General features: G+C 55.7%; 10 protein-coding genes. All 10 read right to left on the reverse strand.

Annotated elements, in window-relative coordinates; all coding sequences use genetic code 11:
- Window positions 1–35 precede the first annotated feature (35 nt).
- Window positions 36–1,808, reverse strand: a complete 1,773-nt coding sequence (locus JAB6_RS27730; RefSeq protein ID WP_070306023.1) for a ShlB/FhaC/HecB family hemolysin secretion/activation protein — start codon at window positions 1,806–1,808, stop codon at window positions 36–38.
- Window positions 1,809–2,105: 297 nt separating this feature from the next.
- Window positions 2,106–2,897: a hypothetical protein gene (locus JAB6_RS27735; RefSeq protein ID WP_070306025.1), complete on the reverse strand. Its 792-nt coding sequence runs from the start codon at window positions 2,895–2,897 to the stop codon at window positions 2,106–2,108.
- A 483-nt stretch (window positions 2,898–3,380) separates the two neighbouring features.
- Window positions 3,381–4,172 carry a hypothetical protein gene (locus JAB6_RS27740; RefSeq protein ID WP_070306027.1) on the reverse strand — a complete coding sequence of 264 codons (792 nt, stop codon included), beginning with the start codon at window positions 4,170–4,172 and terminating at the stop codon, window positions 3,381–3,383.
- Between the two features lie 124 nt (window positions 4,173–4,296).
- Complete coding sequence (locus JAB6_RS29185) at window positions 4,297–5,088, reverse strand: hypothetical protein (protein WP_139143530.1); 792 nt, start codon at window positions 5,086–5,088, stop codon at window positions 4,297–4,299.
- Between the two features lie 14 nt (window positions 5,089–5,102).
- Entirely contained in the window at window positions 5,103–7,997 is a 2,895-nt protein-coding gene (locus JAB6_RS27745; RefSeq protein WP_070306029.1) for a T6SS effector BTH_I2691 family protein, read from the reverse strand.
- Between the two features lie 45 nt (window positions 7,998–8,042).
- Window positions 8,043–8,966, reverse strand: coding sequence for a DUF4123 domain-containing protein (locus JAB6_RS27750; RefSeq protein WP_175444628.1), 924 nt, complete (start codon window positions 8,964–8,966; stop codon window positions 8,043–8,045).
- Window positions 8,953–11,757, reverse strand: a complete 2,805-nt coding sequence (locus JAB6_RS27755) for a type VI secretion system Vgr family protein (RefSeq protein ID WP_070306033.1) — start codon at window positions 11,755–11,757, stop codon at window positions 8,953–8,955. The genes JAB6_RS27750 and JAB6_RS27755 overlap by 14 nt, the downstream gene beginning before the upstream one ends.
- Window positions 11,758–11,879: 122 nt before the next feature.
- The gene (locus JAB6_RS27760) at window positions 11,880–13,235 is read right to left on the reverse strand and encodes a T6SS immunity protein Tli4 family protein (protein ID WP_139143531.1); all 1,356 of its coding nucleotides are present in this window, start codon (window positions 13,233–13,235) and stop codon (window positions 11,880–11,882) included.
- Window positions 13,236–13,263: 28 nt separating this feature from the next.
- Window positions 13,264–16,317: a phospholipase gene (locus JAB6_RS27765; RefSeq protein WP_070306037.1), complete on the reverse strand. Its 3,054-nt coding sequence runs from the start codon at window positions 16,315–16,317 to the stop codon at window positions 13,264–13,266.
- Window positions 16,318–16,372: 55 nt separating this feature from the next.
- A partial coding sequence (locus tag JAB6_RS27770; protein ID WP_139143532.1) for a DUF2345 domain-containing protein occupies window positions 16,373–16,995 on the reverse strand: 623 nt, incomplete at its 5' end.

Raw genomic sequence — 16,995 nt, forward strand, 5'->3', positions numbered from 1 at the left:
ATAAAGGGAGATGACAACTGATCGATGGCGGCGTCTTAGTAACTGGCGTTCAGGCTGAAGCCGGCCGTATGGCTGGCCGTACGGAACAGCTCGGGTTTGCGCACGGGCCAGCCGACAAAGGCGTCGTACTGCACGCCCAGCCACTGGCCGCGCAAACCGACGAAGCCGCCCGTCAGGCGCCGCGCAATCAGCCATTCGGCGGATGGCCCCGACACTTCGCCGTGGTCCAGCCCGGCATACGCTTCCTGGCCGCTGCTGCCCAGCGGCACGCCGAGCTCATTGCGCAGCAGCCAGCCGCGCTCGGCGGACAAGCTGCTTTCGCCGTCGTAGCCACGTACCGTGTAGCGCCCGCCGATGGCAAAGCGGTCTTGCGGCACCAGCGGCGTGCGGTTGTGCTGCATGCGCCAGCTGGCCGCGTAGCGCAGCGGCTGGCCAGCCAGCTTGAACGGCGCCGACAGGGCCGCGTCGGCCAGGATGAGTTTGAAACGCGACGTGCCCTCGCCAAATGCTTCCTCGGGCGCCGCCATCGCATGCATCGCGCCCGTGCCGCGCCGGTATTGCAGGTTCAAGTCCAAGGTGGCCTGTCCCATGAATTCGCGATGACCGATACCCAGTTCCCAGCCCGCCATGCGGCGGCGCTGCACTTCCACTTCCGTATCGTCGATGAAATTCTGCGCGGCGCGTTGCCAGCCACGCAAGGACACCGTCGTCTTGCGCGACGCATCGCGGTACACCAGGCGCGAGAGTTTCACTTCCTTGTTCTGGCTGGCGCCGCTGTAGTTGTAGTCTTGATTGATGCCAGCCACGGACTGGTGGTAATGGCTGTCGCTGGCCGTGAAGGCCAACAGCCAGTAGGCGTAGGGAATCGAATAGTGGGCCACCATGCCGCCCGTGCCGCGCGGGCCGTTGCGGTCGCCGTCGACGTTCTGGTTCAGGCTCAGGTAAAACAGGTCGTTCAGGGTCAACCAGTGGTCGTACGACAGGGTCACGCTGCCCTGCAGCTTGCCTGTCGAGCGCGAACCGCCATCATCGAGGCCCAGCGCCAGCCGAAACGGCAAGCCCTGCTTCCACTGGATCTGCAGGTCGCTCTCGCCCGGCTTGGCGTTGCCGCCCTCGGCCGGCATGATCTGGATATCGGCCTCAGCCGTCGGCACGCGCTTGAAGTTCTCCAGCGCCTGCTCCGTATCGCGCACGTTGAGCAAGTCGCCGGGCCGCGCCGGCACGGCATTCCACCAAGTGGCCCGGGGATTCGTGCCGGGCGCAAAACCGATCTGGCGGATACGCCCCGGTATCACGCTCAAGGCCAAACTACCCTTGCTCAAGTCCTGCGGCTCGGCCAGCACGCGCGTGGTGACGTAGCCGCGCGCGATGATGGCGTTCTGCATGCGGCCCATCAGTACATTGATGGCCTGCGTGCCCAGGCAACGGCCCAGCGGAGAATCCACCGCGCCCAGGTCGTCGCGGTTGGTGGCGTTCAATGCCCACTTGAACTGCGCCGCATCCTCGCCCCGCAACACAAGATGGTCAATCGTAAAACACGGCGATTCGCCCGTCGGCAAGCGGTTTGCGGACACCGCGGCAGGCGCCTCGAGCAGGCGCACGTCGGGATTGCGTTCCTGCTGCTGGCGCAGGACGCGCTCGCGCTCTTGCTGGCGTATCAATTCTTGGCTGGCATCGTCGCGCTGGCTGCTGCCAGGCGTGGTGGGAAGGGGCGGCGCGATTTCGGGACGGGTCTGCGCGGACACGGCGGCACACAGGGTGCCGCTAAACAAAAATACACCGCACCATGGCGTCAAGCGCAGGTGCATATGTTGCCTTAAATAATTATTTACGTAAGGAAATTATAAATTAATTATTTCTACCGGGCAACTTTATTTATTTCTTGAGAACTTTACCTCTTTGGTAACTACTTTTCATCTATCCAATTACCACTAGTAATCAAAGATATCGTCTTGAGCACCCAAGATCATGCTGAAGCCTGCGACAAGATCTCCGTCACTTGTCGCTGCCTGTACGCTGGAACAGCACCTAGCGTGCCTGCAGCAGCCTGGACGATCACTGCCAAGCCAGATATTTTCTGAACGGGAAATTTATTTTTGAAATTATCAAGCAGACTGAATTTTGTATTTCGACCTATGCTTCTTCAATGCCAATTCACAACTATACCCAATAAAACCATAGCTGTGATCCTTGAATAAAGTAACGCCTTCGCGCATATCAAAGTCATTTGGCCTTGGAAAACCATGGACAGCGAAAATTTCTGTCGCATAGACCGCATAGTCACGCATGGTTCTAAAGCTCCAATACTCAAAAGGAAAACAAAAAATTAGCGGCATCAGAAATATGATGCCAAACATCGTAATTAAATGCTCTTTTTTTTCTAACGATACATCGATAGAAAAAAGAAGCATAAGTGAAAGAATTATCCAAACAGCGAATGTCATGTTCCTTGCAAATTTCATGCAACTCCAGAAAAAAGCACGCTCTCCGCAATAAGCATTCAATGGCATCATAAAAAAGCTATCGTCGATGCGCAGCAAACTGTGTACGTACAGCACATCCTCTTTCTGTGTCACCACTAATTTGACGATATCGCCATCCTTGATCTTGTCAGCGTCTCTAAAAACGCCACACACTACTTTTCCATTGACCATTCCGGCAAAATTGTACATATCTTCGCCATCGTAAAAACTCAGCATGGCGGCATTTGTCAAGGCTCCTGGCATGCCGTTGATCACGGCTGCAACGCCACCAGCCAGATTTTTTTCCACAAAGCTGCTTTCGATTTCATCAAGTAAATTCACATTTGTTGCAGCCATATGGAATTCCGTGAGCTTTCCCTCCACTGTAAAAAAATCCCCTTCGGAAGATGTATTTTCAATATTCTCTTCGGCCATGATTCGCTTCCTAACAATTATGCTTGAACCGCCTTTAATGCCTTATGCAGCTCCATCAATTTTTTCACCAGAATCAAACAGCTATTCGCTAGCTCCCACTTCTTTTCCTCAAGTCGCATATTTATCAGGCAGATGGAATCTTGTGCTTCAACCTGTGTTTTTTCAGAGCCAGCTCACAATTCGTTGCAAAAAATACATTTCCATTATTTTCGAAAAAAGTAATCCCTTTGCGAGCATCAAATACATCTGACTTTGGGAAACCATAAGCGAGGAAAATTTTCTCAGCGCATACAGAATAATCACGTATGCTCTTATATGTCCAGCATTAGAAAGGAAAACAAAACAGCGGAGGCATCAACAATATCGCGCCAAATGCTGTAATTAAATTTTCTTTTTTCCATTGATACCAATAATATATTTCCAATAACCCATCAATTCCGCGCAGGGAGTAACTGAGATCGAACTTCAAAATTAAAAAAATTATCAGGAAGATTGAATATTATATTTCAACCGGTGTTTCTTCAAAGCCAACTCACAACTATATCCAATAAAGCCATGGCTTTGATTTTTAAATAAAGTAGCACCCATTCGCATATCAAAGTCACTAGGTCTTGGAAAACCATGGGCAGCGAAAATTTCTGTCGCACATATCGAATAATCACGCATGGTTCTGAAGCTCCAATATTCGAAAGGAAACCAAAAAACCAAAGGAGCCAGGAATATAATTCCACATGCCACAATTAAATATTCTTTTTTTTCAACTGATATATCAACATATGAAAAAAAGGCAGCAAAAGCCATAATCCACATAAACAGTATCATATTCCGCGCAAACTTCATGCAACTCCAGAAAAAAGCTCGCTTTCCGCAATAGGTATTCAATGGCATCAGCAACAAACTATCGTCAATACGGAGCAAACTGTGCACGTACAGCACGTCATTTCTCTGTGTCACCACCAATTTTACGATATCGCCATCCTTGATTTTATCAGCGTCTCTAAAAACACCACACACTACTTTTCCGTTGACCATTCCGGCAAAATTGTACATATCTTCGCCATCGTAAAAACTCAGCATGGCGGCATTTGCCAATGCCCCTGGCATGCCGTTGATGAGGGCGGCAACGCCACCTGCCAAATTTTTTTCCACAAAGCTGCTTTCGATTTCATCAAGTAAATTCACATTTGTTGCAGCCATATGGAATTCCGTGAGCTTTCCTTCCACTGTAAAAAAATCCCCTTCGGAAGATGTTTTTTCAATATTCTCTTCGGCCATGATGCGCTTCCTAACAGTTCTGCTTGAGCCACCTTTAATGCTTTATGTAACTCCATCGTTTTTTTCACCAGAATCAAACAACTATTCGCTAGCCCCCTCTTCTTTTCATAAAGTTACATATTTATCAAGCAGGTGGAATCTTGTGCTTCAACCTGTGTTTTTTCAGAGCAAGCTCACAATTCGTCGCAAAAAATCCATTTCCATTATTTTCGAAAAAAGTAATCCCTCTGCGAGCATCAAATACATCTGGCTTTGGGAAACCATAAGCGAGGAAAATTTTCTCAGCGTAGACTGAATAACCACGCATACTCTTATATGTCCAGTATTCGAAAGGAAAACAAAACAACGGAGGTATCAACAATATTGCGCCAAATGCTGTAATTAAATTTTCTTTCTTTTCCATTGATACATCGATCAATAAAAAAAATCCAGAAAATAAAACAACCCAAACAAATAACGTCATGTTTCTTGCAAATCTCATGCAATTCCATAAAAAAGCGCGTTCTCCGCAATAAGCATTCAGAGGCATCAATAAGAGGCTATCCTCTATACGAAGAAGGCTGTGTACGTGCAGGACATCACCCCTTCTTGCCACGACCAATTTGACGACATCGCCATCCCTGATCTTGTCCGCATCATCAAAAACACCACAGACTACTTCGCCATTGACCAGCCCGGCAAAAGTATGCATATCTTCGCCATCGTAAAAACTTAGCATGGCTGACGTTGCCAATGTTCCAGGCATGCCATTGATGGCCGCTGCGACGCCACCTGCAAGGTTTTTCTCCTCAATATTTTTTTCTATTTTCCTGAGTAAGTTTATAGTTGTTGCAGCAGTCTGAAAATCTGTGATTTTTCCTTCCAGTGTAAAGAAAACCTCATTTGAAAACATGTCTTCATTTTTCTCTTCTGTCACACTAACCTCAAAATTTATGATTGTATTGCCTTCAAAGCTTTCTGCAACTCCATTAGCTCCTGTTCAACAGTAGCAAATGGTTTCTCAGAAAACCATCCTCTTTCCTTTCTAAAGCTACACGCTTGAAACCAATTTTCCAATTCATCGTCCATGATCCATACTCGATATCCGACTTCGACAACAGTTATCCCTAAACCAATCAGATTAAACCGAGCCAACCTTATCAATAAAATAGTTCTGCCACCTACCAGGCTTTGTGCCAATCCACCAAAATAATTTATTGTCTTCAAAGAAAAACTGAAATTTTTCGCCAATTGGGATCCTGCCAATCGCGCCAATAAAGGAGCGCCGTAGGATAATGCAGCGGCCAAGCCCAAACCCATGTTTATTGCACCAAAAACAGCTCGGGTAGTGTAAATTCCCACCAAAACCCCATTAGATCGTTCCTTCTTTATTTCATCATAAGCCGAAAGAATATCCAAACAAACCACAATGAAACCCGAAATAGCCCCCAGTACCCCCGCAGCCATTTTGAATCCGCCGCGAATAATATCTGCCGCCTTATTTATCCCGTTAATTTTACTATAAGGTAAAATTTCCCGTATAGATTTTGTCACAGCATAGATCAGATCAAAAGTTATACTACTCAGTGAAAATATTGAGGCTGCCACCTCAGCCTTTAGTCTGGGAGAATCCTGAAAATGAGGCAATTTTGTTGCCAGGGAAAGGCTTTCAATTGACATTAAAAGGACACCCATGCGGGCATGGCGAAAGTTATTGGTCTCGGGCCTTTTACCCACATCTAATTCGTCCAGTGCAATCTTGACCTTGTTTTTTACCTTTGCCTGTTCATCTTCTATCAGTTTTTCTATGCTCCCTTCCACTTTTGCCGCATCTGCCTGAGCAATTCTGGTGGCCTCTTTTCGCGCTAGACGCTCAGCTTTATTTTCTATGCTTTGCTCTAATTTGTTTTTTTTACTTTCCGTTTTCAGCGTTTCAGCGTATTTCTTGGATTTTTCTCTTAATTCATCAATATTTTTTTGCTTTAGAGGAACCATCAACTCTTCGAAAGTTATCTTTTCAGCAAGATCAGCTAACTTAGAGTACAGCAATACACCGACGACGCCGGAAATTGCCTTGTCCAGCTTCCCGCTTTTAGTGGACAGTGCCTGAGTCCACTCCGATATTTTTGCAAATGCCATCCCCTCCGCAGTTCGATGATATTTTGATAAATTTACTATCGGCTTTTTTGTACTGGCCGATGGGTCCTTGTTGTGAATTTTAAGGACCCCGCTATCGCGCAACCATTCATCCCATGCGGAATCAATTTTCTTAAAGGAATCAATCAGGCCTTTGCAGGCCTTTAACCACGGCGCCGCCTGTACTTTTGAAATATCTCCGGCAGCCTCGACCTGGTCTTTAGCTTCCTTGAAAGCTTTTTCCGCTGCATCGTATAAAGATTTATGATTGTAAAAATTTGAACGCATGTACAAATTTTTTCTTTCAATTGAATTTACATCCATCCAACTTTTAAGAACAGGCGCATTTTCCGTACTCGCGAACATGCCAAACACACACCGGGAATATTCAAAATTAAAGCAAAAACCGCTGCTGATATTTTCTTCATCATAACTATCAAATGCGTCAACCAGTTCCGTGGATATTACCCACCTGGCATGATCGGCGGTTCTCTTCTTCGATTTTGCCTCAGCTTCTCGCGACAGTTTATCCAGGGTTTTCCGAAGCAAATCAATTTCCGAGACAGAGATGAGCGATTCATATTTTTTCTCGAATTTTTCGCGCGCATCCTGTTCACTGCCCTCAAGAATCTGCTCGCGCCTTTTCTCTCTCGCTTCAGAAGTTTTTCTTATTCTCTCTTCGATTATTTCAGCTTCTTTTACCCGATTTAATTTCCTGAGCATTTCAGCGTTATTTTTATTGATGTCCGGAAGTGCCCTCAAATCCATGTCATCAAGATTTTTCTTTCTGATTTCTACGCCATATTTGACGACACAGTCCTTGATATCATCAATACCGACCATGACGTCCATTTTCCGCCGGTTGCTGACTTTTTCCTTGTCAACCTGCCCAAGAAAATCCTCAAGCGGTTGTAGGGCGGCATTACGAAAATCGTTCAATTCCTGTGTGATGCCGATCGGGTCAAACACAGCAAAGGCTGCCGCCTTGGTCGCCACCATTTTCTCTTCCAGCTTCCCGATCCGCCCGCCCGGCGTCGCTAGCGGAAGATTTGCCATGCCTTCATAAGCATCGCAACTTGCCATGTAGAGCTGCTGCATGAGGATTTTCCCCAAGGGGCTCTTGCAGGCATTTTGATATTGCCGGGCGAGTACGGCCTCGGGCACGTATTTGCCCAGCTCTTCTGGCTTCAGGCTGTGCGGCTGTTCGGTACTGCCTGCTGCCCATTCCTTCGGCAGGAATACCTGCATCTGTCCAGTTCCAACCCTGGCGTCGGCATTGGCCGCATAGGCGTCCAGCCGATCTGTCGTCATGGCAGTCGGCGTAAACAGCAGATAAATTTTTTCGACAAACTCGATCTTGTCGATCGCGATCAGGCTGGCATTGATGCCGCAGGTGGTGCGGTCGCAGGAGAAAGTCACGGCCGCCGAGGGCGGTGTATCGACGGGGAACTTCGACAGAAAGGCGTCGTCGTCGGCAAAATAGCCCTCCCAATACAGCAATCCCGACCGCTTGATCAGCACGTACAGGAAGCCGGAGCGCAGCAGGCGCGGCGCATAGCTGGCGTTTTCCAGCTTGATGTGCTTGACCTTGTCGCCCAGCTTGCCTGGCAGCGCGGGCACGCTGCCGGCCGCCCCCTCGCCCACCACTGCCGCATAGCGCAAGGGCAAGATGAACAAGCCGTTTTTATCGCAGAATTTACAGTCTTTCATCGCTCTTCCTGTTAGGTGTGCGGCACGCGGCCATCCTGCTGGGCATCAGTCCAGGGAATGCAGACGGGCTTTCAATACTATGTCCAGCGGCAAGCCTTGCGTCGCTGCCATCCGCATCAGTTCCCCGAGGGCGGGGTGCAAGGTGAAGGCTTGGCCGTATTCAACGGCGCGCCAGGCATAGGCGATCTGATCGTCAGCCTGCTCCAGGCCCGCACTTGCGCTGTGGACAAGATGGTGGTCGATTTGCGCATCGATGCCTGGCCCGATTGCCGTTCGCCTTGCGCGCAGGATGCGCACCACCAGGTTGATCTGCTCGATGCGCTCCATCGCCTGCATGGTCGGCTCATCGATACGCAGGGGAATGTCTTGCAGCGCCGATACCGGCTGCGCATGGCCATGCTGGATCAACTGCCCATCGCGGTCGAGCTGGCACCATTTTTCAACAGGACCGAGCAGATCGGAAAAACTGCTGCGCCCAGGCACGCCTGCTGCGGTAGAAGGCGGCAACACTCTTGCCAGATGCGGCATGACGCGCGGGTCAAAATAGCGCAGATAGACGGCGTCGCCGGACGGATAGCGCACATTCAGGCGCGCCAGCATGGCGCTGCGCAAGCGCTCCAGGGTCGCCTGGCCAAACAGCCAGGCACAGATCCGGGGTACCGCGCCCGCTTCGGCTTGCTGCTCCAGCGCCAGCTTCAGGCTCTGTTCGACCAGCGCGTAGTGCTCTGGCCGGCGGTTTGACAGTTCGAGCAGCATCGGCGCGCGTTGCAAGTCATCCTCGAAGATCGGGTCATCGAGCAGCACGCTGGCCGCAGGCGGCGACAGGGCTTCGATCGCCTCGCGCAAGGGATTGTCGATGAACTGGTCGATCAGGACGATGGTCCTGTCATAGTCGCGGGCCACGTTGTACAGCACTTCATCGGCGCGCACCGCCGATACCGTTGGCGATGGTGAATTATCGTTTGACACTGGCCGCTCCCGCCATCGTGGCATCGAGAAGTTTCAGCGCGCAGCTTTTCAATTGTCCCATCGGCAAGGCCAGGGGTACAGGACTGGCACTGGCCGGCCCCGTGAACTCCTTCATGCCGGCCTTGAATTCCATCTTGCCGGGTCCATGGATTTCGATATTGCCACCCTCGAGCTTGATATAGGCGCCCTGCACTGTCATCAGCACATGCTGCTTGCCGCTGATATTGACGCTTTTGCTGACACTGGCCACGGTCACGGCCTTGTCTGCGGTTAATTTTGTTTCATCGGACTGGCTCTGGCTGCTGACCTTGCCGCTGGCGGCGTGCAGGCGGATGCCGGTTTCCTGGTTGGGTTTATCGGCTTTGCTGGCCTTGCCATAGGTGAACAGGCTGATGCCGGAACTGATCGCATGAAAATGGTTGCCTTGCGCGCCGAAATTGATGTCCTGCCCTGCCGCGATGCTGCTCGTATTGCCGGCGGCGAAAAGCGCATTGAGCGGCGTGGTGGCGGCGATGCCGGCCGGACTGGACAATTGCAACTGGGGCGCCCCGTAGGCCGTTGCCTGGCCGTCGCCCGTGCCCGTCGTGCCCTTGAGCATGTCGATGCTGTTCGCCAATTGTTTCAATGCGGGCAGCGTATCAGGCGCCGTTTCGGCCTGGCCTTGCCCACCGCCCAACACAGCCTTGTGCTTTTGCGCCGTCTCGGCAAGCGAAGTCAGCAAGGCCAGGCTCTGTTCGATCTGGGCAGTGGCTTCCTTCGTATCCATCTGCGTGCCGCTGGCGTTGGTACGCCCGTCGGTCGACAGCAGCAGCCCCTGCCCCGCACGCAGCGCGGCGCTGTGCTCGGTTTTCAGTTCGGCGCCGAAGCCGGCGGCGGCCAGCCGCTGGTTGTCCGTCTGATGGCGCAAGTGCCCGAGATTCAGCTCGGCAGTACCCTGGTGCGCGCCGGCATGGCGCTGCAGGGCCACGCGCGGCTGACCCGGACTGTCGTCGAACACGAGCTGGCTGTACGCCGCGCCGCCCTGCTGGCTGGCCTGCATGGCTTGGCTCTTGATGCCGGACAACGCGGCCGGATGAGCATGCGCGCCCGCCTCACCGGGAAACCAGGCCGGTGCATTGCCGGTGGCGGGCCCGGCGCCATGGGACACGCGATTATTCTGGGCATCGGCCGTGCCCTGGCCGTTGTAGACGGCACCGATCACGAGTGGCCGGTCGATATTGCCTTCCAGGAAATCAATCAATACTTCCTGGCCGATGCGCGGCAAGGCGTGGCCGCCCCAGTTGGCGCCCGCCACCGGCGCCATGGTGGAGGCCACGCGCACCCAGGTGCCGGCACTGTCATCGCCAGGCGCACCAGTATGCTTGCCGCCTTGCGGATGGTCGAGGCGGCTGTGGCTCGTGACGCCGCGCTGCCAGTGAAATTGCACCTTGATGCGGTGGTCGCGGTCGGTGTGAATCGCGGCGCCAGCCGGGCCCACCACGACGGCCGTCTGCTGGCCATGCACGGTCGGGCGCGGATGCAGCAGCCGGCCATGCTGATCCTTGCCGCTGGCGCGATAAGGAATGTTGCTGCGGATGGCATCGATGCGGTTGCGGTACAGGGGCCGCTCGGCAATGGCGCCCAGCAGCGCGGGCATGCGGTGCAGGCTGCCCGCTTGCTCCTTGCGGATGGCGGCATCGAGCAGGCCCGTCTTGAGCGTTTGCACAACGGACGATTGCAGATCCGCGCTCAGGTTGTTGTGCATCAGGTGCACCGTGCGCACGACCAGGAAGTTGCGTGCGTCGTCGCTACCCTGGTCGAACACCGGCTGTCCCTGCAAGCTGAACGTGGTGCCCGGCGACAAGGTACGCACGGTACCGGCCGCCACATGGACTTCCTTGCCCGCTTCAAGCGCCTGCAACTGGTTGCGCGCGATACGCTGGCCCTGCTCACGCGAGGCGTAGGCATAGGCCCCGGGCGCGTCGCGGCTGAGCAGCTCCACCTGCTGCGCCTCACCCGTCGCGCTGGCGACACGCTGGTCGAGCGAGCGGTAATCCCAGCTGCCGATGGCGATGGCATTGGTCTGCTGGCGCAATTCGGTGCGCCAGCGGTCGATGCTGTCGACCTTCATCACGGCACCCGGCTGAGTGAAATCGATGCTGCTCTGGGCATTCGGCTTGAACGCGCCGTTATGGTCCGCGATCACCAGGCAGTGGCTGCCCAGGCTGGGGCTGCCCGGATCGCCGCTATGCTCATAGTAATAAAACAGGCCTTCCTCGTGCATCAGGCGCTGCGCGTAGGCCCAGTCGCTTTCCTGGTATTGGGTGCTCAGGCTGCGTTTCGGGTATGCCGCTCGGTCGAGAATATCGAAACGCCAGGCCGGCGCCAGCTTGCCTTGCGCCTGATAAGCGGCAAACAGCGCGTCGAGGATGTCGAATACCGTCATGTCCTGGAACACGCGGCTGTCGCGGCCGTGGGCAAGAAACGTGCTCCACGGCTCCAGTGTCAACTGATAGCGCGCCATGCCGCCGTTCGCGCCAACCAGCTCGACGGCGGTGATGTGGCCGTGGAACGGGCGCAGCGCGTCGGCGCTGGTCGCGGTCAGCAATTGCAGCAGGGCCGGCTGGCCGATCAAGGTACGCAAGGAAATGGCGGCGTCCGTCGACAGGGCCGCGATCTGGAACACGAAGCCCGTGCTCAAGCCCTCCTCGCCGCGCACGCATTCGGCCAGCAGGCGGTCAGCGCCGAGGGGCGTGGTCAGCTGTAACAATCTGCTGGCTTGCGTGAAACTGGCGGGCAAGGACATGGACATCCGGAACTCCATCACGCGGCTTACCGCATAAAATTAGTAAATAAGCACTTTTATCAAAGCCATTACACCCTAGAAATTTCGTTATAGCAAGAGTGTTTCGATTGAAATCCGGACTGCGGCAATCATTGCGAGCCGTTAAGGCCGCGCAGTTCCGGCATGGCCGGTTCCGTGGGCCGCAAATGTGTACTCTTCAACAAGGTTTCCAGGCGCGTGTAGCTGGTCTTGAACGGCGGCGGATTCTGCTTCAGTTCCGGCGCCTGCTCCATGCTGCGGCTGTTAAGTTCGATCAGGATGTAGGGCAGCACTGCCGTACCCAGCCATCCCGCGTAACCGGTAAATACCGTATAGGTTTCAAACGGCATGCTGCCGGGCCGGCTCACTTTCAGCGCCACGCCGCCCTGCTGCGCCGTCAGTGCGCCGATGCGGGCGCTACGGGGCGCGATGCGTTCGACAATGAAAGGCTGGGCTTCCTGCTCGCCGCGGCTGCCGTACTTGCCGATGCCGCCGGTGGCGGCCGCCTGGACCAGCGGCACTTTCAAGGCGCGCGGATCGACATTGCCGGTGCTGATCGTATACAACACGCCGGGCGCGTCGGGCCAGCGCAAGGACTGCTTGATGGCGCTGACCGTCTTACCATCGTCAGCGATAAAGCCATGCGGAATGCACAGGCCCAAGTCTTTCGGCACTTCATTGGCGGCGCGCGGGCGGAAGCTTTTCAGGAAGCGGATGAACTGCTGGCCATGCGCTGCCTCGCTATCCTTGTCGCGTATTTCTTGCGTGGATTCAAACACGTAGACATAATCGCCGCGCTTCAGGTGGCTGCGATAGATGGAGTAGCGCATGGGGTTGACCGTTCCCGACCCTTCGCTGCTGCGGTAGCCTTCACTGCCGGGCAGGCCGGAATCAAATGCCTGGTAGTTGCTCTGCAGTTCCTTGATCTGCGCCTGCCTGCCGATGACCGACTTCTGCGCCAGATAACTCGCCTGGCGGGTCCTGGCGTTGGCAGGCTGGCCTTTCAATTGGGCCAGTTCCGCCTCATCGTCCTTGAGCAGCGCCTGCAGCCTGTCGATCCTCGCTTGCGGCATGGCTTCCCGCAAGGCGGCCAGGTCTTCCTTGCCTAGCGGCCCCAGCACGCCGATGCGGACATTTCCAACCTGTATCTCATCACCTTGGTGAAATACTTCCTCGCTGAAAGACCGGTAAAAGATACCCGTGTCGGAAGCGTCCTTGTAGCGGGTCGGCCATTGCACCGGCGCATGCACGTCGAACACCAGCCGCCCCAGGCATTCGCGCGCCGTGCCGGCCGGCGTCACGTAACCGGATGCGGTCGCTTGCATCAGTTCCTGCGCCGTCGGCTTGCGCGACGGCGCCGCCGGATCGGCCTGCTCAGCGCCCATGCCGTCGCCATGCGCGCCTGCAAACAGCAGGAGAGCGGCGAGATGGCGTACGGCACTACGCGGAAAACGAACTATCATCATGGGTAGCAATCAAAAAATACACTATTCTTCAGGCCGCGCTTTCGCTCTGGCCGGTTGGCGGGCGTTTGCCTGATTCAACGTGGGCGTAGGTTTCTTGCGGCAATGGATGGTCGACATCGTGCAGCCGTTTCTTCTCCTGATGGGCCAGCAGGGTCAGATTCATGCCAGATATATTGTTTTCGCCTGCCGTCCAGGTGACCGGCAAGGCCACGATAAAACCCTGCACGCCCACGGGAGCCGATTCGGGCGCGCGCGTTTGCGCCTCCCAGGAATGCGATTTGTCGCGCAAGATATCGGCATCGCGCCAGAAGCGCTCGTGGAACGGCATGTGGTGTTCCAGACTGCGCGTCCTGGCATTCCAGGTGGGCCAGATCGAGCTGGGCTTGCCGCTTGGCCGCGCCAGGAAAGCGAAGGCCTTGGCATACGCTTCCGCATTGGCAAGCGCCACTTTTTGAATCGCCTCCCAAGTGTCCGGGGCCGCCGGACGCAACAGGTGCTTGATCAGGTCCTTGGCCGGGGTGGCGCCATCGGTCAGGCCGAACAGTTTTTTCCACAGGCGCACCCGCAAGTCATGCACGTTGACGCTGACCTTGTCGCTATCGACACCATCGAGCTCGACATCGGTCTGGTTGTCATCCCTGACGACGACCGCCAGTTCCGAATCGCGCCCGCCCAGCTGGCTGCGGTCGTTGATATTGGCGCTGCCCAGGATCGCCACCCGGTCGTCGGCGATCAGCAATTTGGAGTGCACATAAATCTGCTCCGTCACGTGACGCTTGTCCAAGGTTTCCCATGAACGCAGGTTGAGCAAGGTCAGGTAGCTGGTCCACTTGTCGCCGGCCAGTTCGGCCAGCCGGTCCGGCGCGTAGCCGGCAACGGTTTTCCTGGCCTCTTCCGCTCCGAGTTTTTTGCTCTTGCGCAGATCCCGCACGAGGATGGCGCGCCTGATCCGGTTAACCAGACTATCCTTGCCAAACACCAGCGACTGCATCGTCAAATGCAGCTGCGTCATGATATTGAGGGTGTCGAGCGTGCCTTCCGGATGTACCGGCAGCACCATGTAGACATGGAAGGGCAAGCCATCGTTGATGGCGCGCTCGATGCGCTGCGACAATGCCAGGCCGATCGGGTTGAGGATGCCCGGCTCTTCCTTGCCCATCATGCGCGTCGAGGTGATATCGGCATAGTTGCTCATCACATTGAACAGATCGGCCATGAAATCGCTGCCACCACCGGTAATGTCGGCCCTGACATCGTCGATCTGCGACCAGATCAGCTTGTCGATCATCTCCGCCGGCGGCACGCCGTACACGCCGAGCTGCCGCGCGTACTTTTCATAGGCCGGCGACTTGCTGATATCGAGCAGCGCCGCCATGGGACCGGACAGCGGCCTGGTCTTGCTCGCATCGTCGCCATATTCCGATTGGAAAAACTGGCCCTCGATATAGATGAATTTCTGCGCCCCATTAATCGCCGTCAACATCGCCTTGAGGCAATTGTTCTGCGGCCACTCCGGACTGGCCGAACGTTTACTACCGCGCGCATGCGCGGCCCGCTCGTCATTGAGCAGCTTCATCGGCGCGCTGCGCAACACTTGCACCCAGGCGTCGCCCGGCTGCGCATGCGTATTCGGCGGCGGCGCGGCGGCGATGCGCTGCAAGATCAATCTGGGCGTGCCGGACATGCCCAGCGCCTGGAACATCTTGATCAGCGCAGGCGGCATGCTGGCCTGGTACGATTTTTCATAGCGCTGGGCAATGCCATTCCAGCGCTCGATGAAGTTGCGGCTCAAGTCGCTCACCGACGGCCCGACGATGGCCGCATGCACGTCGTGCCATGGCATGCGCGGCTGCGTGGCGGCGAAGGTCTTGGCCCCGGTCGGCATGATCTTGCGCAGTTTTTTCAGGTTTTCATAGCGCGTGGGACGCGCGTCGGCCAAGGTCGACAGATAAGTGAGGACGCCGATCACAAAGGTCTCGAGCAGCTTGACCGTGCCGCTGCGCAATTCAGGCGGCAGCTTGTTCAGCGAGCCGGCGTTCAGCCACGACATCAGCGCCGTGCCGCCGTCGATCACATGCGCGCTGCCCGTGGTGCGCACGCCATCGACCTTGTCGCGCAAACCTTTGTCGAGCTGGCCGTAAGCCCAGCGCGATATATCCTGCGCGACATCAATCGGTATGTCCTGCAGCTTGCCGATAAAGTCGGGCATCAGGTCGATCGCCTGCCATTTGGCGGACATATTCTTCGATATCCGCGCGATGCCATCCTTGGCATCCTGCACCACGTCAAGCACGACGGCGACCGGCGTGGCCATGGCCGAGGTGGCGAACGTGGCCGCGTCACCGACTTTTCCGCCGATGCAGCCGGCCAGCAGTTCGGCGCGCGTCAGGTAGGCCGTTTGCGCTTCGTTATTCATCTGGTCGATGGCCGGGATGCAAGTGTTGTACACCTCGTTGCCCTTGCGCGTGCCATGGCTGAGGGCAAACTTGCCATTGTCGCGGCGGCCATAGGCAAGGTCGATGCCGCCGACAAACGCGCGCTCATCGTCGATCACCACCAGTTTCTGGTGATGGGAAAAGCCGATGCCCAGCATGCCTTCCATGTCGCTCTGGGCGATCGCCGGCAAGGCGAACGCCTTGGCGGGGCCGTCGACGCCGGCATTGAGCTGGAAGATCGCCAGCACGGTTTCGAAGTCGCCCGTGTCGACGCCGACCTTGGGCGAAAGCCACGGCATCACGTACACTTTCGGCGCGGCGGGGCTGGCGATGGCCGTTTCCAGGCATTCGAACAAGGTCTTGGTCGCCGTCAGTTCGACATCGAAATTGACTTGCCAACCGGTGATGAAAATCGATTTTTTTGCCCCTTCGATGGCCTTGGCCACGGCCGTGAAATACTCTTCGCCGGTGACATAGAACTCGACGCGGTTACCCTTTTGCTGTTCGGAAAAGATGCTGCCCCACTTCTGCTTGGGGAAATTCGGCAGTTCCTCGCCATCGTGCACGAAACAGCCGGGCGCCGACGTGGCCGGCGCGCTCGGCGTACCGTCCTCGGCCGTCAGTTGGGAGATATTTTTATTTGTCATGACACATGTCGCAGTCTGTTGCCGACGTGGCGTAGTGGGAAAGAAAGCGTCGCCATCAGACTTTCACCTTCGGCAGGATGTTTTTCAGGGTCAGCGAAGCCAGCGCTTCTTTCGCATAGCGCGCCTGCGGTGCCGCCGCCGCCTCGAAGATGGTGCCGTAGCGTCCGGCGCTGAAGTCCGCCGCCTGCATCGCATGGAACAGCTTTTCCTTGTCGCTCCAGTCGGGCGATTCGGTTTCCACGTTCAGCCGCACGCTGTGGCCCGGATACACGATCCATGTATGGTCCGGATTGCTCGCATAGACGGCGGCAAGCTTTTCTTCCTCTGCATCGCTGAGCTTGATATTCCCCGATGCATCGGTCTTGCCCTGCGCCACCAGCTTGTCGTCGTCGATGAAATCCATGCCGTCGGGTTGCGCGCCATGGGCGATCTTCCACGGCGTGTGCGCCAGCGCATGGCCTTTCAGCCCCGGCGTATCGGCCAGACGCAGCAAGAATTTCAAGGGCCGCAGCGCCAGCTCGGAGCGCGGCAGGCGCGGCAGCGGATAGCCGAGTCCTGCCGGCCCCAGAAAACTCTTCTTGCCCGCAAACACGGTGATCTTGCCCGGACACTGGATGGTGATGTTGCCGCCCTCGATCGTGATGTTGGCGCCGCCCGCCGTCGACAGGCGGATGCTTT

This window comes from Janthinobacterium sp. HH104 (genome assembly GCF_001758715.1).
In the GTDB taxonomy this organism is placed as follows: Bacteria; Pseudomonadota; Gammaproteobacteria; order Burkholderiales; family Burkholderiaceae_D; genus Janthinobacterium; species Janthinobacterium aestuarii.